The organism is Saccharopolyspora hattusasensis, from assembly GCF_050972075.1.
GTDB classification, from domain to species: domain Bacteria; phylum Actinomycetota; class Actinomycetes; order Mycobacteriales; family Pseudonocardiaceae; genus Saccharopolyspora; species Saccharopolyspora hattusasensis.
Genome location: NZ_JBPCDC010000001.1, coordinates 3,217,978 through 3,240,139, shown reverse-complemented (window position 1 = coordinate 3,240,139; position 22,162 = coordinate 3,217,978). Strand labels below are relative to the sequence as shown.

24 protein-coding genes and 1 pseudogene are annotated in these 22,162 nt (G+C 68.7%); 11 read left to right on the top strand and 14 right to left on the bottom strand.

Annotation, left to right across the window (positions count from 1 at the left end):
- Positions 1-28: 28 nt before the first annotated feature.
- Positions 29-2,515, bottom strand: a complete 2,487-nt coding sequence (locus ACRXBZ_RS14670) for a sigma-70 family RNA polymerase sigma factor (protein ID WP_433879601.1) — start codon at positions 2,513-2,515, stop codon at positions 29-31.
- A 225-nt stretch (positions 2,516-2,740) separates the two neighbouring features.
- Between ACRXBZ_RS14670 and ACRXBZ_RS14665 the strand changes: the two genes are divergently transcribed.
- The 4 genes from ACRXBZ_RS14665 to ACRXBZ_RS14650 all read left to right on the top strand — a co-directional run bounded on the left by ACRXBZ_RS14665 (position 2,741) and on the right by ACRXBZ_RS14650 (position 6,289).
- Complete coding sequence (locus ACRXBZ_RS14665) at positions 2,741-3,514, top strand: hypothetical protein (protein WP_433879600.1); 774 nt, start codon at positions 2,741-2,743, stop codon at positions 3,512-3,514.
- A gap of 173 nt (positions 3,515-3,687) precedes the next feature.
- Complete coding sequence (locus ACRXBZ_RS14660) at positions 3,688-4,872, top strand: 5-(carboxyamino)imidazole ribonucleotide synthase (RefSeq protein WP_433879599.1); 1,185 nt, start codon at positions 3,688-3,690, stop codon at positions 4,870-4,872.
- A gap of 67 nt (positions 4,873-4,939) precedes the next feature.
- A complete protein-coding gene (gene purE, locus ACRXBZ_RS14655) occupies positions 4,940-5,428 on the top strand; it encodes a 5-(carboxyamino)imidazole ribonucleotide mutase (protein ID WP_433883882.1) in 489 nt (162 codons plus the stop codon).
- A 435-nt stretch (positions 5,429-5,863) separates the two neighbouring features.
- Positions 5,864-6,289: a DoxX family protein gene (locus tag ACRXBZ_RS14650; RefSeq protein ID WP_433879598.1), complete on the top strand. Its 426-nt coding sequence runs from the start codon at positions 5,864-5,866 to the stop codon at positions 6,287-6,289.
- 222 nt (positions 6,290-6,511) lie between these two features.
- Here ACRXBZ_RS14650 and ACRXBZ_RS14645 read toward each other — a convergent pair whose 3' ends face one another.
- On the bottom strand, positions 6,512-7,222 hold the full coding sequence (locus tag ACRXBZ_RS14645) for a TIGR03089 family protein (RefSeq protein ID WP_433879597.1): 711 nt from the start codon (positions 7,220-7,222) through the stop codon (positions 6,512-6,514).
- 209 nt (positions 7,223-7,431) lie between these two features.
- On the bottom strand, positions 7,432-8,016 hold the full coding sequence (locus tag ACRXBZ_RS14640) for a hypothetical protein (protein ID WP_433879596.1): 585 nt from the start codon (positions 8,014-8,016) through the stop codon (positions 7,432-7,434).
- A 783-nt stretch (positions 8,017-8,799) separates the two neighbouring features.
- On the opposite strand from ACRXBZ_RS14640, the gene ACRXBZ_RS14635 reads away from it, so the two are divergent.
- Positions 8,800-9,174, top strand: a complete 375-nt coding sequence (locus tag ACRXBZ_RS14635) for a Tn3 family transposase (protein WP_433879595.1) — start codon at positions 8,800-8,802, stop codon at positions 9,172-9,174.
- A gap of 748 nt (positions 9,175-9,922) precedes the next feature.
- The gene (locus tag ACRXBZ_RS14630) at positions 9,923-10,246 is read left to right on the top strand and encodes a PAS domain-containing protein (RefSeq protein ID WP_433879594.1); all 324 of its coding nucleotides are present in this window, start codon (positions 9,923-9,925) and stop codon (positions 10,244-10,246) included.
- A gap of 258 nt (positions 10,247-10,504) precedes the next feature.
- Here ACRXBZ_RS14630 and ACRXBZ_RS14625 read toward each other — a convergent pair whose 3' ends face one another.
- Positions 10,505-11,080 carry a GNAT family N-acetyltransferase gene (locus ACRXBZ_RS14625; protein WP_433879593.1) on the bottom strand — a complete coding sequence of 192 codons (576 nt, stop codon included), beginning with the start codon at positions 11,078-11,080 and terminating at the stop codon, positions 10,505-10,507.
- Between the two features lie 707 nt (positions 11,081-11,787).
- Between ACRXBZ_RS14625 and ACRXBZ_RS14620 the strand changes: the two genes are divergently transcribed.
- Positions 11,788-12,843 carry a glucose 1-dehydrogenase gene (locus ACRXBZ_RS14620; protein WP_433883881.1) on the top strand — a complete coding sequence of 352 codons (1,056 nt, stop codon included), beginning with the start codon at positions 11,788-11,790 and terminating at the stop codon, positions 12,841-12,843.
- A gap of 350 nt (positions 12,844-13,193) precedes the next feature.
- Here ACRXBZ_RS14620 and ACRXBZ_RS14615 read toward each other — a convergent pair whose 3' ends face one another.
- From ACRXBZ_RS14615 to ACRXBZ_RS14600, 4 genes are all read right to left on the bottom strand, one after another.
- Positions 13,194-13,610, bottom strand: a complete 417-nt coding sequence (locus ACRXBZ_RS14615; protein WP_433879592.1) for an Hsp20/alpha crystallin family protein — start codon at positions 13,608-13,610, stop codon at positions 13,194-13,196.
- Positions 13,611-13,745: 135 nt separating this feature from the next.
- Positions 13,746-14,066: a DUF5994 family protein gene (locus ACRXBZ_RS14610; RefSeq protein WP_433879591.1), complete on the bottom strand. Its 321-nt coding sequence runs from the start codon at positions 14,064-14,066 to the stop codon at positions 13,746-13,748.
- 10 nt (positions 14,067-14,076) lie between these two features.
- On the bottom strand, positions 14,077-14,475 hold the full coding sequence (locus ACRXBZ_RS14605) for a hypothetical protein (RefSeq protein ID WP_433879590.1): 399 nt from the start codon (positions 14,473-14,475) through the stop codon (positions 14,077-14,079).
- 48 nt (positions 14,476-14,523) lie between these two features.
- On the bottom strand, positions 14,524-14,721 hold the full coding sequence (locus ACRXBZ_RS14600; RefSeq protein ID WP_433879589.1) for a hypothetical protein: 198 nt from the start codon (positions 14,719-14,721) through the stop codon (positions 14,524-14,526).
- 85 nt (positions 14,722-14,806) lie between these two features.
- On the opposite strand from ACRXBZ_RS14600, the gene ACRXBZ_RS14595 reads away from it, so the two are divergent.
- Both ACRXBZ_RS14595 and ACRXBZ_RS14590 read left to right on the top strand, forming a co-directional pair.
- On the top strand, positions 14,807-15,553 hold the full coding sequence (locus tag ACRXBZ_RS14595) for a DUF1990 family protein (protein WP_433879588.1): 747 nt from the start codon (positions 14,807-14,809) through the stop codon (positions 15,551-15,553).
- Positions 15,554-15,750: 197 nt separating this feature from the next.
- Positions 15,751-15,852, top strand: a pseudogene (locus tag ACRXBZ_RS14590) (VOC family protein); the annotation flags it as partial.
- A 107-nt stretch (positions 15,853-15,959) separates the two neighbouring features.
- Here the strand turns inward: ACRXBZ_RS14590 and ACRXBZ_RS14585 are convergent.
- From ACRXBZ_RS14585 to ACRXBZ_RS14570, 4 genes are all read right to left on the bottom strand, one after another.
- Complete coding sequence (locus ACRXBZ_RS14585; protein WP_433879587.1) at positions 15,960-17,240, bottom strand: ATP-binding protein; 1,281 nt, start codon at positions 17,238-17,240, stop codon at positions 15,960-15,962.
- Entirely contained in the window at positions 17,209-17,655 is a 447-nt protein-coding gene (locus ACRXBZ_RS14580; protein WP_433879586.1) for a hypothetical protein, read from the bottom strand. Before ACRXBZ_RS14580 ends, ACRXBZ_RS14585 begins: the two co-directional genes overlap by 32 nt.
- Positions 17,656-17,766: 111 nt before the next feature.
- On the bottom strand, positions 17,767-17,991 hold the full coding sequence (locus tag ACRXBZ_RS14575; RefSeq protein ID WP_433879585.1) for a DUF4158 domain-containing protein: 225 nt from the start codon (positions 17,989-17,991) through the stop codon (positions 17,767-17,769).
- A complete protein-coding gene (locus tag ACRXBZ_RS14570) occupies positions 17,984-18,187 on the bottom strand; it encodes a DUF4158 domain-containing protein (RefSeq protein WP_433879584.1) in 204 nt (67 codons plus the stop codon). The genes ACRXBZ_RS14575 and ACRXBZ_RS14570 overlap by 8 nt, the downstream gene beginning before the upstream one ends.
- A gap of 154 nt (positions 18,188-18,341) precedes the next feature.
- On the opposite strand from ACRXBZ_RS14570, the gene ACRXBZ_RS14565 reads away from it, so the two are divergent.
- Together ACRXBZ_RS14565 and ACRXBZ_RS14560 are read left to right on the top strand one after the other, a co-directional pair.
- Entirely contained in the window at positions 18,342-18,509 is a 168-nt protein-coding gene (locus ACRXBZ_RS14565; RefSeq protein WP_433879583.1) for a hypothetical protein, read from the top strand.
- Positions 18,506-18,715 (top strand): hypothetical protein, encoded by a 210-nt coding sequence (locus tag ACRXBZ_RS14560; protein ID WP_433879582.1) that lies wholly within the window; start codon positions 18,506-18,508, stop codon positions 18,713-18,715. The genes ACRXBZ_RS14565 and ACRXBZ_RS14560 overlap by 4 nt, the downstream gene beginning before the upstream one ends.
- A gap of 209 nt (positions 18,716-18,924) precedes the next feature.
- On the opposite strand, the gene ACRXBZ_RS14555 is transcribed toward ACRXBZ_RS14560, so the two are convergent.
- Positions 18,925-20,106 (bottom strand): LCP family protein, encoded by a 1,182-nt coding sequence (locus tag ACRXBZ_RS14555; RefSeq protein ID WP_433879581.1) that lies wholly within the window; start codon positions 20,104-20,106, stop codon positions 18,925-18,927.
- A 136-nt stretch (positions 20,107-20,242) separates the two neighbouring features.
- Entirely contained in the window at positions 20,243-21,961 is a 1,719-nt protein-coding gene (locus ACRXBZ_RS14550) for an LCP family protein (RefSeq protein ID WP_433879580.1), read from the bottom strand.
- Between the last annotated feature and the right edge of the window lie 201 nt (positions 21,962-22,162).

Genomic DNA, 22,162 nt, shown 5'->3' with positions numbered 1-22,162 from the left:
CTCCAACTGAGCGACTTCATTCGGCGATTTAACTCGGGTGTGGGCGTGTCGTGGAATCCGTCGTCGAGCTGCTGTGCGTCGTCGAGCTGCTGGGCGGTGTTGTGCTGCTGGGCGGTGTTGTGCTGCTGGGCGGTGGCGTCGTGGTCGGTGGCGTCGTGCCCGGCGGAGCGGTGGTCGTAGGACTGCTCGACGGCGGGGCCGGTTGCGATAGGTTCGGCGGCCAAGGCCACCAGCAGTGTGGCGGGGTCCACGGCGGCCGGTCGCCCCAGCCGTGCTCGTCCCACGGCGGCCGGTCGCTCCAACCCGGCGGGGTCCATGGCGGGCGGTAGCCCCAGCCCGGCGGCCACCACGGGCACTCCGGCAGCGTGCTCGTGGGCGGCGGGGTCGGCGCGGGAGGTTCCGGCGCCGGCGGTGCAGGCGGCACCCACGGGTACCAGAGCCGCACGGACACCGGATCACTGTCGCGGGCCGAACCCAAGGTCCCGGACACCGGGATTGTCACGTAGCGGATGATCCAACCGGCGTCCGGCTCGGCCCCGGCCTGCGTTGGCTCTGCCGGGTCGGCCTCGACGAGACCGGTCCCGATCGGTTCCGGCCATGGGAAGCCGGGCAGGGCGCTGACCCAGATTTCGCTGTGGAAGGACTTGCCCGGGGCCAGCTCGGCGGCGCACCGGATCCGGCGCTGGTCCACGGGCTCGGCGGCGCACTGCGGCGACATCCCGGCCGCTTGGACGCCCTCGGGCAGCTGGGCCACGGCTACGGCGCGCCCGGTGCTGGTCCCGGTGTTGCGCACGTCGATCGTGATCCGGCTGCACAGCCACGGCGCGTGGTCCAAGCTGCCGGTGCCGCACAGCTGCAGCGTGCCCGGGTTCCAGGCGGAAGTCCGGACGTCCACGCCGTCCACCGGTGCCGGCAGGCGGACCACGACCGGAACCGCCGGCAGGTGCAGCTGGATCTCGGTGCCGGCGTTGATGCGCGCCGTGATATCGCCGCTGGTAGCGGACTCGTCGGCCTGCACGCGGTAGTCGAAGACGAACGTCTCGCCGGGCCGTAGGCCGCGATCGGTGGTGCAGGCGATCGAGCCGGTCTGGTTCGTGCACCTCACCGACGGCGCGTCCGGGGCTTGGACGCGGGCCGGGGCAGACGATGAGACCCAGCTCTGCGGGGTGGTCGAGGCAGGCCCGGACCGCACGGCGGTCGGCAGCTGCGCGGACACGCCCGGCGGCAGGTTCAGCGTCGAGATGACCGGCTCGGACCGCCCGGAGCCGCTGTTGCTCACCGTGATCGGCAACGCCGCCGGTGCTCCCCCGGCGACCAGCTGGATCGGCTCGCCCGGGCCCGAGGCGTTCAGGCTCGGCGTCGCCGGCGGCGGCGCGGGCTGCGGAGCCGGAGACTGCGGAGCCGGAGACTGCGGAGCCGGGGGCTGCGGAGCCGGAGACTGCGGAGCCGGGGGCTGCGGAGCCGGAGACTGCGGAGCCGGGGGCTGCGGAGCCGGAGGTGGCGGCTGGACCGCGGGTGGCGGAGTCGACGCGACGGGCACCGGCTGTTCCGTGCCGGAGGTCAAGGCGATGGCGATGGCCGCGGCGAGCACTGCGGTCGCCGCTCCGGCAGTGAGCGCTTGGCGGGGTGCACTGCTCGCCGCGCTCCCAACACCGGAGGCGCTACCTGCGGCGACAGCCGCCCCGGTGGCCGTTTCGCCGGAGGAGGCGAGCGCGAGGTAACCGGTGACCGAGCCACCGAGCACCAGCGGCGCGATGATGACCCGCAGCGCACCGTTGACGTCGGCGAGTTCGGCGGCCAGCGCGCGGCAGCGGTAGCAGCCGTCGAGGTGCGCTTCGACCTGGGTCGTTTCCCGCTTGGACAGCCCGCCTCGGGTCCAAGCGCCGAGCCGGTCGACGGCGGCCCGGCACTGCTCGACGCCGGACTCGGCGTCGTCCAGGTGCCCGAGGTGAACCTGCAGGTAGGCCTGGCGGAGTCCCTCGCGGGCCCGGTAGGCGAGTGCGGAAACCCCGTTGGGGGTCAGGCCGAGCAGCGGCGCCACCTGGGCCGGGGCCTGGCCCTCGACCTCGACGTGCCACAGCACGGTCTGCCAGCGCTCCGGCAGCCGCGCGAACGCCTGCGCGGCGAGTGTGCGCTCCAGGCCGGCGACCGCGGTGTCGGTGAAGGGCACGCTGACGTCGGCGCCGGACACCTCCGCGACGTCGTCGGCGAGCTGCACCTTGCGCTCCCGGCGGGTCCGGTCGTAGGCGGTGTGCCGCAGGGCCGTGAGCAGGTAGGCGCGGAACGCGGTGTTCGGCCCGCGACCGTCCCGCAGCGTGTCGAGCACCTTCGCGAAGGCCTCGGACACCAGGTCATCGGCTTCCGCCGGGGACTTCGCGACCTGCCGAGCCATGTTGTACGCCGCTGCGACGTGTCGCTCGTACAGCTGCGCGTAAGCCGCGGACGAGCCGTTGCGGACCTCTTCCAGCAGTTCACCGTCGCTGGGGCCCTGCACTTCCGCCGGGACTGTCGCCACGCCGCACCTACCTCCCCGCAGGGCGCTCGCCGTTTTCCGTGTGTTCTAACGATCATCTGCGCCAGATGACATGACGCGAAAAAGTTGAAGGTTATTGTGATCTGGATCTTATTGCTCGCGCCATTCACTCCACCGTCATGGGCGACCCGCTGCTTCGTCCCATCGGCGGGTTGTTGAAGAGGAGGAGCGTTGAGCATGAGGGAGTGGCCGCTGTGGTGTGACGAAATGACTGACGAGGGGCGGCGCAGGGCGCTTCGGTCGCGCTGGCGCACCGCGAGCCTAGCGGCGGGGTGGCCGTTTCCGAGCGACTGGGCGTCGGATGCGGTCGACGCGGTGTGTTCGGCGGTCGTCGCGGAAGAAGACCTCGCGGATCCGCTGGCGGATCTCGGCGCGTCCCGAGCGGAAGCCGGTGTCGGCCTCGCCGGGACGTTGCAGGACCTCGCCGCGTTGCACGCGGTGTCGGAAGGCGAGCACGACGGGCTGGTGTCCGCCGACCCGGATGCGGTGCCGGCGGCGATGGTTCGCGCCACCGCTCTGGGCTGGTCGGACGTGGTGGCCCGGATGTCGGTCGGCCGCGAGGTGGAGGACCCGCTCACCGGCCTGACCACGGCCAGCTACCTGCGCACCCGGCTGCACGAGGTCTACCGGGCGGCCCGCGTGGAGGGGCGGGCCGCCGGTGATGGGCACGCGTTGGTGACTGTGTCGCTCGCCGTCAACGCCGACGACTACCCGCGGATGATGGCGATGGTGCTGATCGCCGACGCACTGCGGATCGTGTTCGACGGCGGGGAGACGACGTCGCTGCTGCGGTCCGCGACGGCGGTGGTGCTCGCGTCGCGCGACCGGCTGCTGCCGGCCCGCTGTCTCCAGGCGCGCTGGACCATCCAGCACCGCCTGGCGGCGGACCCGGCACTGCACGGTTGCGGGCCGTTGCTCCTGCGGGAGGAGCTCCTGCCGGACGACCACGACCAGGCCTGCGAGCTGCTGGCGTCCCTGTGACGGCAGTTTCAAATGAAACTGCGCAAGTCCCCAGTCGTCCGGGGCCGTCGGCCTGTCCTCCAGTTTCAATCGAAACTGGAGGACCGATTCCCGAGGACCTCGGCGCTGTGAGGTGGGTCGCGTCGGGGCGGTCCCCGCGCGGGTGCGGGGCGTGCGCGCCTTAGGCTTGCGGGGTGGACCACCGCACCGGAACCCCAGTTGTCGGCATGATCGGTGGTGGCCAGCTCGCGAGGATGACCCACCAGGCTGCGATCCCGTTGGGGCAGTCGCTGAAGGTGTTGGCCACCTCGGCGGACGACGCCGCCGCGCTCATCGTGCCGAACGTGGAGATCGGGCACCACGCGGACCTCGACGCGCTGAAGAACTTCGCGCAGGGGTGCGATGTGGTCACCTTCGACCACGAGCACGTGCCCGGCGAACACCTCCGCGTGCTGGCTGCGGCGGGGGTTTCCGTGCAGCCGGCCCCGGATGCGCTGCTGCACGCGCAGGACAAGCTTGTGATGCGCCGCAAGCTGGCCGAACTCGGTCTCCCGGTGCCGCCGTTCGCGGAGGTCACCGAGGTCGCCGACGTGCTGGAGTTCGGCGCCGAGCACGGCTGGCCGTGCGTGCTGAAGACCGCCCGCGGCGGCTACGACGGCCGTGGCGTGTGGGTGCTCGACACCCCGGACGGCGCCAAGCACACCGTCACCGAGCTGTTGGGAAGTGGCGCGCAGCTGCTCGTCGAGCAGCGGGTGCCGCTGCGCCGCGAGCTCGCCGCGCTGGTCGCGCGCTCGCCGTTCGGGCAGGGCGCGGCGTGGCCGCTGGTGGAGACGGTGCAGGAGGACGGCATCTGCGTACAGGTGCTCGCGCCAGCCCCGAACGCGTCGGCGGAACTCGTCGAGCAGGCCCAGGGCCTAGCGCTGAAGATCGCCGAATCGCTCGATGTCACCGGCGTCCTCGCGGTCGAGCTGTTCGAGACCGACGACGGCCTGATGATCAACGAGCTGGCGATGCGCCCGCACAACTCCGGGCACTGGACCATCGAAGGCTCCCGGACCTCGCAGTTCGAGCAGCACCTGCGCGCGGTGCTGGACTACCCGCTGGGCAGCACCGAGCAGACCGCGCCGGCCGTGGTGATGGCCAACCTGCTGGGTTCGCCGATCGAGCTGAAGATGGGCGTGGACGAGCGGCTGCACCACTTGTTCGCCCGCTACCCGCACGCGAAGGTCCACCTGTACGGCAAGAGCGAGCGCCCGGGGCGCAAGCTCGGCCACGTGACCGTACTCGGGGACCGGATGGACGAGGTGCGGGAGCAGGCGCGGCTGGCCGCACACTGGCTGTCGCACGCCGAATGGCTCGACGGCCACCAGATCCACTGACGAAACACGACGCAGCGAAGCGAGAGGTCCGAGCGTGGCAGGCGAGAACCCCCTGGTCGGCGTGATCATGGGCAGCGACTCCGACTGGCCGGTGATGCAGGCCGCCGCGGACGCGCTCACCGAGTTCGACGTGCCGTTCGAGGCGGGCGTCTACTCCGCGCACCGCACGCCGCAGCGGATGCTCGACTACGCGCGCACCGCCGCCGACCGCGGCATCCGGGTGATCATCGCCGGCGCCGGTGGTGCCGCGCACCTGCCGGGCATGGTCGCCTCGGCCACCGTGCTGCCGGTGATCGGCGTGCCCGTGCCGCTGAAGTACCTGGACGGGATGGATTCGCTGCTGTCGATCGTGCAGATGCCCGCCGGGGTGCCGGTGGCGACGGTGTCGGTGGGCGGGGCCCGAAACGCCGGTCTGCTCGCGGTCCGGACGCTGGCGGCGGACTCCGGAGAGCTGGGTGCCCGCCTGCGCGCGGACATGTCCAAGTTCCAGTCCGACCTGGAAGAGATGGTCCTCGGCAAGCACACCGCCCTCCAGGAGAAGGCCACCCAGCGCTGACCCCACCCGGGGTTGCCGCAATTTCCATTGAAATCGGACCTGGCCGATGCCGGTGGGTTGCCCTTCCCGCTGGATCTCCATGCCGAGCCATTCGCCTTCGAACGGCCGGTGCAGGTAGAGCGTGATGTCGGTGTTGATCCACGGTCCGAAGATCGGTCCGGTCGGGCTGGCCGCGCTGATGCAGTCGACGAGCACCGCGACGTGACTGAGCGGGCTCAGCGGCCCACCGGGCAGCAGCGGTAGCGATATCCCCGATGTTACCCGCCAGTATTCATGGTGGTACTACTCGTTTGCCACTCTTGTGGCGACTTGTCGCGGGACTCGTTCCGGATCGCGGGAGACCTGTGAAGATCTTCTCAGCGGGGAACAGTACTTGAAGGTTCATGCAATGCTTGATGGCGTCTCGCCAGACATCGACCCCGAAAGGTTCTTCCCATGCAGCACAGTCTTCGTGACGTGACGGCCCTGGTCGCGCGCCTCGTCGTGGGCGCGACATTCCTCGCGCACGCCTACCAGAAGTTCGTGCTCTACGGAATCGACAACGTCGTCGCTTCGTTCGGCAAGATGGGCCTGCCCCCGGTGGCGGCGTGGTTCACCGCGCTGGTCGAGCTGCTCGGCGGCCTGGGGTTGATCCTGGGCGTGCTGATGCCGGTCGCCGGCGTTCTGCTCGCGGCGGTCATGGTGGGCGCGATCTTCACCGCGCACCTCAGCGGCGGCTTCTTCTCGGCGGACGGCGGCTTCGAGTACGTGCTGGTGCTCGCGGCGGCCAGCCTGGCGCTCGGTTTCAGCGGTCCGCGCTTCACGCTCGCCGCGCTGTTCAATGGCAAGTCGGCGACGCGCAGTGAGAAGGCCGCGGCGTGATCGAGTGAATTGTGAAGGGCGCCTTTAGCCAACCTGACTGGCAGGAGGCGCCCTTCACCTTGAGGAAACGGCGGAACGGCTCTTGCACCTCTGCGGGTCCTTAGGCGTCGTCAGGCGAGGGCAGTCCCGAAGGGCATGCGTGAACCGGCGATCCCGCAGCCCATGCGGCGTCCGGGATTCCGCTACCCGCACCGCCACGCAGAACGAGCTCGGGGGCAGTCCCTAGTTCAGCTCGACGGTGATGCGCTCGTCGGAGCGGCGTTGGTCCAGCTTCTGCGGGTCCGGGTTGGTGCAGTGCACCAGCGAGGCCTGCGCGGCCAGCGCCGCGAGCAAGCCGTCCACCACCCCGCCCGGCAGCCACCATTCCAATGTGGACATGACCCGGTCGTCGCGGCCGATGTGCAAGGATTCGGCGCGCTGCCGCGCCTCGGTGACAAGTTCGTCGACCGACAGCTCCAGCAGCGCCGGGGTGTCACCGCCGACCGGCGAGAGCGGGCTGAAGTCGTCGCCGTGCACGCGGATGTCCGACGCGTAATCGGCGACGCCGCCGGGCAGGTCGCGCACCGGAGCTCCGAGCGCGTCCAGGCCCACGGCGGCGATCGTGTGTGCGTCCTTGCCGCGGTCCAGGTCGGCCGCCGGAACGAACGCCACCTCGGCGCCCTGCGGGTCGTCCGTGATGTGCGCCCCGCACCACCAAGCCCCCAGCAGCACCCCGACGGTCTGCCAATGCGCCGGCAGCGCCACCAGGACCGGCGCGCCCGGCTCCAGGTCGAGCTCGTCGACCAGCCAGTTCGCCGTCTTCGCCGCCCAGTTCGCGGTGGTGGCGCGGGACAGCTCGATGCGCGCACCGGTGGCGTCGTCGTAGTGCGTGATCAGCGGTTTCGGCGCCCCGCTGGCCAGCAGCGGACCGAGCAGTGCCTGGGTAACGCTCATGGTGCAAGCGTAACGGTCACGGCCCGAGGTCGGAGTCGCGGAGCTGTCCAGCGGCCGGAGATCCCGAGCTTCACGATGTCCTATGTGGACAGTTGTAGTGGCCAGGACCGTGAGCGTTTTTGGGTGCCACAGCACCCGAAACCACTCACGTACCTCGACCAGCGGCGTCGCTGACCAGGTAGGGGTCCCTGACTGGTGAGGTCGCGTATTCAACGCTCGCGAGTTCCCCGTGGATGTAGCGGTGAGTGATCGCCAGGGGCGTATTGGCTCCAGGTGGTGCCGGCCTGGGTGGCGAGCCTGGTTGTGGTGACGGGGTGGTAGCCGAGGGCGTCGGCGACGATCGGGGCTGGCATGTTCTGGAGGTGCTGGCGGATTGCGGCTCCGCGGCTGGCGGCGGCAGGAATCCCGAGTTGGTGGACGAGCCGTGCGAGGTATTCGGGGCGTAGTGGCTGGTTGGCGCGGCGGCCGGGGAATAGCCAGGTGGCGGCGGGGTTCGTCGCGGTGTGCATGTTCGCGCGGTGGGCCGCGTAGTCCAGCAGCAGCGCGGCGAAGGGCGGAGGGACCGGTGACGGCGGGTCGCCGAGGCTGATGAGGACCTGGTCGTCGTCCTGGATGATGTCGTCGACGGTGAGCCGGACGATGCGGCTGACCGGCTGGGCGTAGAGCAGCACGAGGCCTGCGGCGATCCTGCTGCGCAGTGGCGCGTCGGCGTCGGTGAGGACTTGGCGCAGCAGCTCGATCCGTCTGGAGCGGGTGAGCGGGGCGGCCTGTCTGGGTTTCGCTGATGGCAGCACGAATTTCCGGGTGAGCTTGTTTTCCGTGCACCACAACAAGAAACGGCGAACGGCGTTGCGGCCGTGCTCGTTGTGCCCGGCATGCCAGGTGTCGATATCGGCCTGTCGGCAGTCGGCGAGAGTTTTTGGCGGGTGGCGAGCCAGGCGAGAAACTCGGTGGCGTGCCTGATCTGGTCCCCTGCGAACGTGCGTGCTGCCGGGGTGACGGGTTTGTGCTCGGCACGGGTTCGCAGCCTGGGCAGGATGTCCCAGGTGGCGAACCTGCGGACGATCTGCGCGTGCTCGCTGCTGGTGATGCTCGCGAGGTGGTGGGCGAGCCATCGTTCGAGCAGGCAGATCTGCTTGTCGATGACGGGCAGCAGACCGCAGGTCATGAGTAGCTCACGCAGATGAGCGGCAGCCCGCCAGGGCTGGAGCTGGTGGAATGTCTCGTGTGTGAGCGCGATCTCGCCGCTCCGAGTTCGCGCCGCTACTCCGACCCGGCCGCCTACCTGCTCACCCCGAGCAAGTGGGCTGATCAGCGGGTGGAGTTCTGTCGGCTGGTCGGCAAACCCGCCGACGCCGCCAAGGGCCTGGCCGAAGTCGAAGACGAGCTGCATACCGCGCTGGGCGAGCTGGAAGCCACCCTCTCCGACGGCGACGGGCCGGTGCGCCTGGACGACGAGGGTGATCTGGTGATCTCCCCGCTGTCGGCGGAGGACATCCCGGCCGAGGCGATCGCGTTGAAGGCCGAGCTGACCGAGATGCTGCCGTTCGCGCCGATCGTGTCGCTGCTGATCGAGATTGGACAAGCGCACCGGATTCCTGGACTGCTTCACCCACGCCGGCGGCAAGCAGTCCCGCAGCCCGGAGTTGAAGCGGAACCTGATCGCGGTGCTGCTCAGCCACTCCACCAACCTCGGCTTGACCCGCATGGCCGATGCCTGCGGCATCTCCTACGACATCCTGGCCTGGACCGCCGAGTGGTACGTGCGGGAGGAAACGCTGCGCGCGGCGAACCTGGCGCTGATCAGCTACCACCAGAAGCTGCCGCTGACCCCGGTCTTCGGCTCCGGCACGCTGTCCTCCAGGCAGCTCAACAAGGGCGAGTCGCTGCACGCCCTGCAGCGGGACCTGCTGTACGCCCACTTTTCCGACCACCTGATGGTGTGTTCGTGACGTTCGCGGGGACCTACGTTCTCAAGATCACGTGCCTCTTTCGACAGCCGCATGTGACCCACCCGGCTATTCGCTATCCCCGCTGCCGTGGTGCGGGCCCCGGTCGGCTGCCGACTGGGCGCGAGAGGCGAACCCGGACGTCGCCGAGGCCGATGTTGGGTTGCGGCCAGCCGCCGACAGGGCTCCACGTCCTCATCCAGAACGCCGGACAACATACTACGGCGACCCCAGGTGAGTGCGTCGTCTCCACGGAGCCAGCGGCGCTTCTTCTTGCTGTCGGTGGTGTCGATGCGGGTGGGGTTGGCCAGGATCCGGTAGCGGACGGTGAGGCCGGTGGTGATGCCGGCGAGGACGGCATCGACGCGCAGGCAGGGTGGTTTTCCCCGCGCAGGCGGGGGTGGTCCCGGTCCCCAGGACCACCCCCGGCGAACGTCGGACCACCCCGCTGGGACCACCCCCGCCTGCGCGAGGTCCACGCCGAGCACCGTGGCGCCATGCGGACAGTGACTTGTCTGGATTCTGCTCCGCAACTTCGAACATGCCAGCGAGATCCAGCAGGCCATCGCCGTCGTGCAGGCCCGGGGCACCGCGCATGACCACAGCATTCGCCAGGTGACGATCGACAACGCCGGCAATGCACATCGGCGAACCCCTGCGCGGCGTCTCCCACATCCTCCCGCGAATTCCCGCGTTGTCGCGGATCCGCAGCGGCCGACAAGGCCCGAGCAAACACAAGGGCCGAGCACCGATGAGTAACCCTCATCCCGACCAGCGTGCTGGGGCAGGCGCCGAGCCAGAGCGGGCCGCCGGCTCGCGGTTTCGCGACGGTGGGAACCAGGACACGGTGGAGGCGTCGGCGGACGGGATCGTCGCCGTCGACGAGCGAGGGATCATCCGTCTCGCCAATCCGGCCGCCGAGATGCTCTTCGCCCGTCCAAACGGAGATCTCGTCGGCAGCGCGTTCGGTGCCCCGACGGTCGTCCACCAAACCAGCGAGATCGACTTGATCCGGCCCGACGGAGGGGCCCGGGTGGTCGAAATGCGGGTCACCGCCACGACTTTGCACGGCTAGCACATCTACGTCGCCGCGCTCCTCGATGTCACCCGTCGGAAGCAAGCTGAGCCAGGACTCGGACGTGGATCGTCCGCAGCCTCACCCGAGCCAGCGGCAGAGACGCCTGGTACGAGCCCAACGGCGACGAAGGCGCCTGTTTCTGCCTCCGCTTGCATGGAACGCCCAACACGTGACGGCTATCTTCCAATCCACACAGGAGCTCCTCGGCTGCCAATGCGTCGCGTATACGGACTTGGCGAAGGCCGGCGGATGGAGTCATTCCGCTTCGAAGCCGGGGGGCAGCCGCTGCTGTTTGGCCGCCAGGTCGAGGTCGGCTACGCGGAGTCGGAACACCTCCATGCTCAGCCCGAAGTACTTGCTGGTTTCCCCCACCCATTCCATGCCGTTGCGGCGTACCGCAGCTGCGGCGCGTGTGTTGCCGGGCCGAACGACCGCAAAGATCTCGTCGACCTCGTGCTGGAATGCCCATTGCGCCAGCGCGTACGTCGTCTCGACGGAATAACCCTGTCCCCACACGTCCGGATGCAGTTGCCAACCGATCTCGAGGTCCTCGTTGCCGGGTGGCAGGGGCAGCAGCGTCGCGCCGCCGATCACGCGCTCGTCCTTGCGCTGTTGGATGGCCCATCGTCCGGCGGGTGGGATCGACCTGGCGTCCTCAGCGATCCACTGCCGCAGCAGCAGACGCATGGCCGGTAGGTCGGGAACCTGCTCCATGATCGGGCTGAGCCACCGTGCCACGTCGGCGTGCCCGAACACATCCAGTGCCGCTCGGGCGTCGTCGACGTGCCACGACCGCAGCACGAGTCGCTCCGTGACCAGCTGCTCGGCCATTCACCCAGCCTAGCCACGCAGCCCTGGTCAGGCAGGAGGAGTGCTGGCATCCCGGTGAAGGGACCCAACCTGAGCGCCGACATGCCGTATCTCCGCGCTACCTTGAACAGGGACATGGGTGAGGCGGCCACCTGTCGGCTATCGGACGGACCTGGCTCGACGGGGAGGTCACGGACCCAAAGCCAGCCACGGGCCGACACCGCAAGCTCTGAGTCAGAAGCCTCTGTTCGGAGGTTCGAACAGCGGCATGCCTGTGGTTGAGTGCGGCGGTAGCGCTCCCCAGGGTTCGGCGCTGCTGGCAACATGGCCGCAAGGGGAGATGAGCAGTCAATGAGCAAGGTCGTTGGCCGGTGGTGCGCAGGGCACGGTCACTGGCATCAGGACGGCTGCTTCGAGATCGTTTCGGAGCACGCCGCGGATAAGTGGTTGGTCACGTACCTCACCCACGGGGAACCACACGCGCGCATCGGTCTTGACACCGAGGAAGAGGCGCATGGGGACATTCGGTGGCTGATGTCCATCCTTCCCCGCGGACGTTGCTCCCTGGGAGCGCGTGGCCGAAGAGGGCATCTGATCTTGATTTAGGTACTGATGTCCTGTTCGGGTGGTTCCGTTCGCCAGGTTTGGGTGGATTCACCGGTCCGCCAGCCTCCCACTTGGCGTAGTAGTCATACACCGTCTTTCAGGGCGGGAAGTACTCCCAGGCGATCCCGATCCGGCACACATACAGGATCGCGTTCACGATCTCCCGCAGGTCATGCACCCGCGCCGCGGTTCCTGGCCCCGTGCCGCAGCCGGGGGAGCTGCTGGTGCGTGGCCTGTTGGTGGGGTTCTGCGACATTGATCGTGATGTCACCGAACGCGCGCGTGGCGTGTTGCCGCCGGGGCAAGACCGGATGGTTCTCTTTCACGAATCTGTGGGTCGGGTGATCCACGCGCCCGCGGTCAGCGGTTTCCAGGAGGGCGACTACGTGGTGGGCGTCGTCCGGCGTCCGGACCCGCAGCCGTGCGAGGCGTGCACGGCGGGGCAGTGGGACTTCTGCCTCAACGGCGAGTACACCGAGCGCGGCATCAAGGAACTGGACGGATTCGGTGCTCAGCAATGGACGGTCGAGCCCCAGTTCGCGATCAAGGTCACCCCGGCGCTCGGTGATCTGGGAGTGCTGACCGAGCCCGCATCGGCGGTGGCCAAGGCGTGGGAGCAGGTCGACACGATCGGCAGACGAGCCTACTTCGCTCCCCGTCACGCGCTGGTGACCGGCGCCGGACCGATCGGCCTGCTCGGTGCGCTGCTCGGCGCGCAACGCGGCCTGGACATGCACGTTCTCGACCACGCCACCGAGGGGCCCAAGCCGGATCTGGTGCGCGCGCTGGGCGCCACCTACCACACCTCGCTGGACGATCTGGGCTGTGAACCGGATGTCGTGATCGAGGCGACCGGATCCGGGAAGGTCGTGTTCGAGGTGCTGCGGCACACCGCGCGCAACTCCATCACGGTGCTGACCGGCAGCACGGGCCACCACCGCACCGTGCCCTTCCCAGCAGCGGCGATCGACAACCAGTTGATGCTGGACAACGACGTCGTTCTGGGCAGCGTGAATGCCAACCTGCGCCACTACAACCAAGCCGTGCAGGCGCTGGCCGGCGCGGACCGGAGCTGGCTGGGATCCTTGATCAGCCGCCGGATCCCGCTGGGTGATTGGACCCAAGTCTTCGAGACGGGCCCCGACGAGTTGAAAGTCGTCGTCGACCTTCAGGCCTAAGCTCGATGAGCCGACCCGGGGTGCTGCTCGACGGCAAGCTGTAGTCGTAGTCCGGCTGCGTTGGTGCGAAAATCAGGGTGAGGATCGAACACATCGGGGCCTGATGGTCGAGGAACGTGATACCGAGTTCGTGACCCGGGGTGGGCACGGTGGGATTGCGCGGCTGCAGTCGAAGGCTGAGGCGCGCCTCGGTCTGCTGGCCGCGGGCTTGCAGGAGTACGCGATCTTCGCGCTCGATGCGGCCGGTCGGGTGGATGGCTGGGATGACGGGGCAGAACGCATCATGGGCTATCGCAGCGAGGAGATCATCGGGCAGCACTTCTCGGTGTTCTCCCCGGCGGAACCGGGCGTCACCGACCACGCGGAATGGCAGCTGGCTCAGGCCGCCGAGCTCGGCAGCCATGTGGACGAAGGCCGAGGGTCAGCACCCCGTTGCGGTACTCCGCCCGGACGCGGTCGGCATCCAGCGCGGCGCCGAGTTGGAGTTGCCGGGCGAACGTGCCGGTGGGGCGCTCGGTGACCAGGTAGCTCACGTCCGAACTGCTGGACTCGGTCGCGCTGCGCTGCGCGCGCACGGTCAGCGTGTTGTGCTCGGCGGTGACCTCCAGCGACTCGGGGTCGATGCCAGGCAGGTCGAACTCGACGACGTACTCCTCGCCGCGGTGGTAGGCATCCATCGGCATGGGCTGCGGCGTGCGCGCCGCAGTCAACACCTCGTTGGCCAACCGGCTGATATCGCGGAACGGGTCGAACTGCAGCACCGGCATCGCACACAGGTCCTTCCGAACGCAAAACCTGGTGGGTTTGCCGTTCTCGCCTGCTGAGAAAGTTTTGTCCGCGAGGCCCCCGTTCGGTGGCCGACCCGTGCCGCCCGACGGCCGCAGACGACAACCCACCGGGGTCTATCGGACGGTGAGTAGGTGGCCGCCGTCGGTCTCCCAGCGGGCTTCCGGCGACGCCTCGGTTGGCTGCGGGATGACCGCAGGAACGGAATTCGGGGCATCGGCGAGCAGATCGTGGGGTGTGGCGACGTTGTCCGGTTCGGACGCCCTCGTCAGCACCGCGTTCCCGCAAAGTTCGGTCGTGTCCGCGGGGATGACCAGCAGGACCATTCGGTGTCCGCTCGGGTCGGTCAGGCTGACCGTGTCTTGATCGAGTGTGTGGAAGCCTTCGAGCCGTACCTGGTGCCCCTCGACGCGGAGTTTCCGAGGGACTGTCGGCAATTCGTGACGTTCAGGTACCCGGATGGTGCCACCGTACGGTGAGCAGATCACCGGCGGTGGGGTGGATGCCGGAGGGCGCAAGCACCAGGTCTCCCTCGTGCAGGACGCTCGCCGCTGCGGTGGCGCCTGCGAGGCGGTCTTGCACCAGCCTGCGCAGGCGTGCGCCGCACTGGCGGTAGAAGTGCAGCTGGATGCGGCGGCCGAACAGCCGCCAGCCCAGCCGGGCGATCGGGCCCAGAGCGGGCGAACGTTGCGAGAAGCCGGTGATCACGAACTCGACCGCCCCGGACGCCAGATCCTTGACGAGTTCGAGCTCATCCTGCCGCGCTCGAGGTGGCCTTCGAGGGTCGCGTAAGCCAGCCCCACACCTGCTGCGAGCCGCACGCGTCTCGTCGACCACATGGGTCACACGCATTTCACCTGGCGGTGCCGCAATTTCCCCAGAGCTGAGACGTAGTCAACGCTGCGGAGCAGTCGAGCGCATCGCGACTTCGTTCGAGTTCGACAGGGCTCGGCGCTCGGCGTTGTCGCGCTGTTCCTCGTCGACGGTCTTGGCCCTGACCCACAGACCCAAGCACAGCAGGACTGACCCCAGCGACAGCACCTGTAGGTGGGTGCTGCGCAGCCCGACCTGGTGCAGTGCCCGAACGACCACTGGTCCTCCCCGTGTCATCGCTGGCCTTTCCGGGCATGACACGAGCATGCCCGGCCCGGGCAATCCGCGCGAAAGGAGTGCCGTTGTGGGTTCCAAGGTTTCTTTCGTCCGCCGCGCGCTCGCGGTCGCGCGTTTGCTGTTTGGCATGGCTTTGATCTCGTGGCGCTACCTGTGGCAGATCACACCGCTGCACCGGAGCGAGGAGTGCGGAGATGAGTCGGACCTGCCCCCGGCGGTGCCCGATGACCTCATCGACGAGCGCTGCCAGCTGGTCGGTGATGGGACCGGCCAGCTGTTCCACCGCACCTTCAGCGTGCGGATCGAGGCCGGCGACCTCGACGCTCCCATGTTGATGGCGGTGGTCATGGCTGATCTCAACCGAGCCTTCCCGCGTGAGGTCGCGACGGTGCAGCGAACCAGAGGTAGTGGAGGTGGTCTGCGGGTCGGTGACGAGCTCGTGGTCCGGATGCCGGGGCCGTGGAACGCGCCGGTCCGGGTTGTGGCCTGCGAGGACGCTTCGTTTCGGATGGTGACGTTGCGGGGGCACCTGGAAGCCGGGCAGATCGAGTTCCGCGCCCGGCCGGAGGAAGATGCGGTTCGATTCGAGATCGAAGCCTGGGCGCGCCCCAGCACCCGGCTGGTGAATCTGCTCTACGCACGAGCGCGGCTGGCCAAGGAAATGCAACTCAACATGTGGGTGCGCTGCTGCCTGCGCGCCGCCGACCTTGCCCACGGCCAAGCACGCGGAGGCGTCCATATCCACACGCGGCGCACGACCACATGCGCCCAGGAACCGAGAACGGGTCCGGATTCAACGTCGACATGTCCCTGAGCCAGGGCTGCACACCGCCGCGAGCGAACCGGCCACCGGACCGGACGGGAATCCGTTGGTCAGCCGGGAATCCCTCCAAGCCGACTTGGCCGCCGCGCAGGAACGGGCTACACGTCAGGCCAACCGGATCAGAGGTAGCCGGACATCTCGCGGTGTGAGCAACGTTTTGGGTCCTGACCAGCGCTGACGTAACCCCGGAACTCGTCGGTGAGCTGGCCCAGTACGAGGACAGCTACCGGCTCTGCTACGTCCCCGGCCCCGAGGGGATCATCGTCGCGCTGGTCGAGCAGCTCAGCTAACTAGCAGCCCGTAGCGGCCGACAGCCCTTCCCTGGTCACCCACGCGCCGTCCGTTAAGGGATCGACAACCGAGATACCCGGTGGGCGTGCCGGAACATCTCGGTCTCTCACATTCGGGTGTAGTGCTTGATGTCTTCTTCGAAGTCGGTGATGGCCTGTTGGGTGAGGCTGGGGCGAGCATCGGTGATGGCGGCGAGGTAGTCGTCGGTGGTGGCTGGCTCGCCTTGGCGGTGCTGCATCTCGCGTTCGAACGCAGCCTGGGCGCCTTTGCGAGCGGCGAACTCGATGTCGGCGGGGGTGAACATCTCACTGGCCTCCACCAACCGGGAGAGGTCGAGGGTCTCGGCTGCAGTACCGAGGTAGCGCGACCAGATCGCGGCACGCGCGTCAGGATCCGGCGGACCGATCGGGAGGACGTAATCGAATCTGCCGGGGCGCAGGAATGCGGTATCCAGGGAACGCACCGAGTTGGTGGCGCAGATCAACAGTCGGTCGTCATGCTCGCGGAAGTTGGGGATGAGCTTGAGCAGTTCGTTGGTCACCCCGTGCCCGGGGTCGACGGCCAGCCCGGAGCGGGTGCCAGCGATTTCCTCGACCTCGTCGATAAACAGCACCACCGCCTCCAGCTCGGCCAGCTCGGCGAATGCCTCGCGCAGCGAGGTAGCCAGGCCACCAGAAGCACCGGTGGCCAGACGGGAGGGAAACAGCTCGACGAACGGCCAGCCCAGCCGGGAGGCCACTGCCTTGGCAAAGCTGGTCTTGCCGGTGCCCGGCGGCCCGAACAGGATCGCCGCCTTAGGCTGGATCACTCCATACTGATCGGCCACAGTCGGTTCTGCCAGCGGCAGCACAATCTGCTTCTCGATGATCTGCTTTTCCTGCACCATCCCGGCCACCGCGTCCCACATGCCGGCCGGCAACACCTGGCCGCCGAGTTCGGCCAGCAGGCCCACGTCGCCCGCGCCGTGGGGCTCGACCTTCTCGTAGTAGGTAAGTCCTCCCCGAGCCCGGTATCCCGAGTTGCCCAGTGCCTTCGCCCCGGTTGCCTCATCGGGCAGCAGCGCGCTGATACGGCGCACCCCCAGGCCTCGCAGCCGCCGCTCCAGCTCGGCGAGCAGAGCACTGCCGATGCCTCGATTTCGCCAGCGGGCCGCCAGCGCCACCAGCAGTACCCACGCCCGGTCGCCCTGAGTCTGTGCCACGGCCATGCCCACCAGTTCCTCACCAACCACCGCCACCACCGCAGGCTGGCCCGCCTGGGCCGCGGCCATCACCTCCGACACCGAAAACACCGGGAGCGGCTCGTCGGGCAGTCGGCTCTGATCCCACATCCCGATCGCCTGGTCCAGATCCTCGTCACGAAACTCCCGCAACCGCCACGTCTTCATCACCACCATCCCCTCCGACACGCTCGCCCTCGCCGCGGATGACCGCCTCCCCATTCTCTCGATTCAGCGCGGCCCAGACACGTCCGCAAGACGAGGTCATCCTGCAGGTGGTGTCCCGCTGCAGCCACGCCGCCGAGGCGGGGTCGCAGGCGATCTCCCGCGACCGATTGGCCGTGCACGCCGGCAAGCTGACCAGTCCGGCGGGGAAACCATCCGTGCGGCGCTCGACGCCGTGCTGCGCCTGTCGCAACCAGACCCGCAGGCTCTTGCCTTTGGCCGATCTCGCCGACCAGTTCGCGCGGCACGTGGAGGACTTGCAGTCCACCACGACAAGCAGGCCGACGCGCCGGGTGCGGCCTGACCGGCTACGCGCACCGCGCGGACTCCGATGAACCGGCGGCCGTATGACCAGCATTGATCTGCTCGTTTGCGGCTGGTGACAACCTCTTCCCCGTCACCCCGTCACCCCGTCACCCCGTCACCCCGTCACCCCGTCACCCCGTCACCCCGTCACCCCGTCACCCCGTCACCCCGTCACCCCGTCCACCAGGAACTCCCGCAGCGCCTTCCACCCGGCCCGCCCGTCGTCCTCGGCCGCGCGCCAACCCAACCGCTTGGCCACCAGCCGCAGGTGATCGGTCCGGGTCTTCTCCCGCGAGCCGTAGTACCGCAGCGCCCCGGCCTCAACGCCGAGCTGCGTGGCCAACCGCGCCACCGCAGCCGACGGTGCTGCCCTCACGTCATCAGGCACGAAGCCAAGCCACGGCAACGCAGACAGCTGCAGAGCTAGCCCGATTTTTGTTCGGCGCACCGCGGGCCGTGCGGTTGACCCAGTCGACATCCTCGGCCGTCAACCGGAAGTACCGCACCAACTCGTCCCGGCCGAACTCGGCAGGCCAGGACTCCAACTCCTGAATCTCAGCGGAAGAGAAGAACTGCGTGGCCACCAGGCACCGTCACCCGTCACCCGTCACCCGTCACCCGTCACCCGTCACCCGAAGATCATCAACCGAGCGACATCATGACGCCTTACCAACCACCAGCCCACACCGAGGTTACGTCAGCGCTGGTCAGGACCCAAAACGTTGCTCACACCGCGAGATGTCCGGCGATGACATCGAACAGCTCAAGTGGCGCATCACCGAACTCGAGCGACAACTCGCCGACGTCACCGGCCGACTCGAAAACACCGGCCAGCAGCTCGAAGCCGCTCGCGCTGCCAACCGCGAACTCATGACCCAGCTCAACGCCCCGGAGAGGAAACGATGACGAAGACCGCCGCCGACCTCGACCAGGTTCGGTCGATGACCGTGATTCCACCCTGGTCATTGGCCATTGTTCAGCGTCAGAAGCCCACGAAGAACCGCCCCCGCAACCTCGCCGGCGCCGTGCTCGCCGCCGAGCTCGGCATCACCGGATTCGACGAGCCCCACCGTTGTCCGGGCGGCTACCCCAGGACCCGTGCGCCTGGTTGACGTCCACCCCGCCGCCGGATGCTGCGCCCCGTGGGGTCAGCAGGAATCCGACACCTACCACTGGGTACTCGCCGCCTTGGCCGACCACGACGATTCACCGGATTCACGGGATGTCGCACAGTACCGAGGGCGGCGGGAAATCTGCGTCATCATGGATGGCGGGCGAGTGCGGGCACGTCAACGACGTGGTCGAGGCCGTAGTCGCGGCGCTAGTTGACGCAGGGGATTCCGCCGTCGGAGGTGATCGGCTGCTGGGTGCGCGCCGTGCCGTCCAGGCGTAGCCGCGGCGTCGCGGCCAGCCGCGGCGGTCCCGGGGTGATCAGCTTGCCGAAGAAGGCCTGCGCCGCCGCCGGCTCGACGCTGACGATGTACTGCCCGCGGTCGTCGCGGGCGCCGTTGTCGATCACCGGCATCGTCACGAACATGACTCGCCCCGCGGCCAGTTCCTGCATCTGCTGCACGAAGCCCAGCGGGTCCCAGCCGTCGTCGAGCACCACCGCGCGGCGGGTGGCCTGCACCAGGTCGTTGATCATCCCCGGGTCGGTAAGCGTGCCAGCGGACAGCACCTTGTTGGCCAGCCCGGCCATGAACACCTGCTGGCGCACGATCCGGTCCAGGTCGCCGCGCGGCAGGCCGTGCCGCTGCCGCACGAACGCCAGCGCGTCACCGCCGGAGATGGTGTGCCGTCCCGCGGTGAAGTCCGCGCCGGAATCCTTGTCGCTGGTGGCCTGCTGCAGGCAGATGTCGACCCCGCCGACGGCCTCGGTGAGCTCGAAGAACCCGAGCAGGTTGATCTCCGCGTAGTGGTCGATGCGCAGCCCGGTGAGGTTCTGCACGGTCTGCACCAGCGCGCGCTGCCCGGCCAGCCGCGCGTTGTGCTCGGCCTCCGCCTCCGGCACGCCGTCGGCCCGCAGCTTCGCCGCCGTGGCTCCTTTCGTCAGCCCGTAGACGGCGTTGATCTTCTCCGGGCGGCTGCCCGGCACATTGGTGTAGGTGTCGCGCGGAATCGACACGGCGGTCGGCTGCGTGGTGTTGTGCGGGATCCGGATCACCACGAGGCTGTCCGTGTTCAGGCCCCGGTCCGCCTCGGTGCGCAGCTGCTTCAGCATGCTCTCCGGCAGCAGGTTGCCCTGCGCGTCGGTGCGGCTGTCGCTGCCGACCAGCAGAACGTCCGTCGCGCCGTCGTCGGCGGGTGGCGTCTGCGGCACTTCGGCGAGAACCTTCGCCGAGCTGACGTCGCTGAGCCGGTCCACCACGATCCAGCCGATGGCGGTGAGGGCGAGCACGACGGCCGAGATCAGCGCGATCGCGCTGCGCCCGGCGATGCGGACCCCGGACCGGCGCGGATCGCTCGATGCCGCCGCTTCCGGTTCCTGTTCCGGTTCGCCCATTTCGTTCTCCCCCAACCGTTTGTCCTGCCGACGAGCTAGGTTAGCCGCCCGGGAAACCCCCTGGCGGCAGCACGGCGGTTAACCGTGGCTGAAACCTCGCGGGGAAGACGCGCTCACATCGCCCGCGTGATGCCGGTCATCGCACGCAGGGCACGCCGTCCGCGGTGATAACCGGCTCCTCGTCGGGTGCCGTCTGAGCCGGCAGCGGCGCGGCCTGGCGCAGCCCGTCGAGCCGAACGGTCTGGGCACCGGCGAAGTTCTGCGTGCCCGGGCCCTTGTAGTCCTTGCCCAGGTAGACCTGCACGCTGCCGGCTTTGACGCTGGAGCGTGCTTCCGTGGGCACCCCGCCGAGAGCGTCCGAGACCTGCTTCGCGGCCGCCTCTTCACCGGCTGCGTAGTAGATGACCGAGCGGTCCATGGTCTCGGCGTTGGAGCTGCCACCGGCCTTGTAGCCCTGCCCGGAAATCTCGTCGAGCACCCGCGCGGCCAGGCCGCTGACGCCGGAGGAGTTGAAGACGCTGACCGAGATGTCCGCCCGGGCCTGCACCGCGATCTGCTTCTGCTGCCGTTCCTGCGGCGACAGCAGCAGATCTGCGGCGAACTGCCTGACCTCCGGGATGTTGGTCGTGACGTCCTCCGACCCGGAGGAGCCGACCAGGTGCACCGGGGCGGTGAAGAACTGCACGTCGCCGCTCGCGATGCCTTGCATCTGCTGGGCGAATCCCAGCACATCGCTGGCCAGCCCGGGGTCCAGGATCACCGACTTCTGGATGGCGTTGACCAGTTCGGTCAGCTTGGCCGGGTTGGTCAGCGTCCCGGTGGACATGACCTTGCGGACGAGCGCAGACATGAAGACCTGCTGGCGCTTGCCGCGATCCAGTTCGTTGATCAGGCCGTGCCGCTGGCGGACGAAGGCCAGCGCGTCGGCGCCCTGGATGGTCTGCTGGCCCTTGCGGAAGTTCGCGCCGGACATGGAGTCCTTGGTGTCGTCCTTCAGGCAGACCTCGACACCGCCGATGGCGTTGGTCACGTCGTAGAAGCCGAGCAGGTTGACCTCGGCGTAGTGGTCGATGCTGACGCCGGTGATGTTCTCGATGGTGTGCAGCAGCAACTGCTTCCCGGCCAGCCTCGACTTCTCGTCGAGTTCCTTCTGGTCGGTGATGCCCTGCTTCTTCAGCTTCGCCACTTCGGCCTGCTTGCCGCGGTTCATCGTCTCGGTGAGCTTGGTCTTGCCCTCCCCGAGACCGATGTCGACCAGCGTGTCGCGGGGGAAGGAGATCGCGCTGGCGCTCTGCCCGCCGTTGGGGATGCGGACCAGGATCATCGCGTCGGTGAGGTCGCCGCCGTCGAAGCTGGTGCGCAGTTCCCGCAGGACGTTCTCGGGCAGCGGGTTCCCGTAGGCGTCGGTGCGGCTGTCGTTGCCGATCAGCAGGATGTCGGTGGCGCCGTCCGGGGCGCTGAGGCCCTCGCCGATGACGTCGGCGGTGGAGGTGTTGCCGCCGCCCGGCCGGAACATCGCCCAGCCGAACCCGGTGGCGCTCAGCACCAGCACGGACAGCAGCGCGAACAGCGTCCGGCCGAAGGTGCGCGCGCCCCGGTGGTTGCGTCGCCGTTGCCAGACATCGCCTTCTGGGGGAACCTGCGCATTCCCCGAACGGGTGGAAGAACGGCGACGAGCGTCACTCTGGGCGGACCGGCGACCGGGGCCGCCGGGAGGTGGGGCGGCTCCGCCGCGACGACTGCTCGGCGGGGTGACGCCGACCCCGGGGCGACCCTGGGCACCGGGTCCGCGGGGCGGAACGGGTCTGCCGGGCTGACCTTGCGGGCCGCCTGGCCACCTCGGCCGGTCCTCCACGAATCCTCCTTGGCCTGCCGGCGGGCGTTACACGTTCGGGAAGTGATTTTGCTCGTGTTCCGGATGCAGGTTAGCGGTGTTCTCGGGGCGGTTGGGCAGGTCCCAGTAACAGTGGTGATATCACTCATAAGGGTGAACCGACTGTGTCACGTTGCGTAACGCGGGAGCCTGCTTCGTAGCTCGGTGTGTCATGCCAGACTG

Bases quoted from the DNA above. Each gene is read 5' to 3' on its own strand.
- ACRXBZ_RS14665 (WP_433879600.1), top strand. From the start codon at position 2,741: ATGACTGACGAGGGGCGGCGCAGGGCGCTTCGGTCGCGCTGGCGCACC.
- purE (WP_433883882.1), top strand. From the start codon at position 4,940: ATGGGCAGCGACTCCGACTGGCCGGTGATGCAGGCCGCCGCGGACGCG.
- ACRXBZ_RS14650 (WP_433879598.1), top strand. From the start codon at position 5,864: ATGCAGCACAGTCTTCGTGACGTGACGGCCCTGGTCGCGCGCCTCGTC.
- ACRXBZ_RS14645 (WP_433879597.1), bottom strand. From the start codon at position 7,222: ATGAGCGTTACCCAGGCACTGCTCGGTCCGCTGCTGGCCAGCGGGGCG.
- ACRXBZ_RS14630 (WP_433879594.1), top strand. From the start codon at position 9,923: ATGAGTAACCCTCATCCCGACCAGCGTGCTGGGGCAGGCGCCGAGCCA.
- ACRXBZ_RS14625 (WP_433879593.1), bottom strand. From the start codon at position 11,080: ATGGCCGAGCAGCTGGTCACGGAGCGACTCGTGCTGCGGTCGTGGCAC.
- ACRXBZ_RS14615 (WP_433879592.1), bottom strand. From the start codon at position 13,610: ATGCCGGTGCTGCAGTTCGACCCGTTCCGCGATATCAGCCGGTTGGCC.
- ACRXBZ_RS14585 (WP_433879587.1), bottom strand. From the start codon at position 17,240: ATGAAGACGTGGCGGTTGCGGGAGTTTCGTGACGAGGATCTGGACCAG.
- ACRXBZ_RS14580 (WP_433879586.1), bottom strand. From the start codon at position 17,655: ATGCTGGTCATACGGCCGCCGGTTCATCGGAGTCCGCGCGGTGCGCGT.
- ACRXBZ_RS14565 (WP_433879583.1), top strand. From the start codon at position 18,342: ATGTCCGGCGATGACATCGAACAGCTCAAGTGGCGCATCACCGAACTC.
- ACRXBZ_RS14560 (WP_433879582.1), top strand. From the start codon at position 18,506: ATGACGAAGACCGCCGCCGACCTCGACCAGGTTCGGTCGATGACCGTG.
- ACRXBZ_RS14555 (WP_433879581.1), bottom strand. From the start codon at position 20,106: ATGGGCGAACCGGAACAGGAACCGGAAGCGGCGGCATCGAGCGATCCG.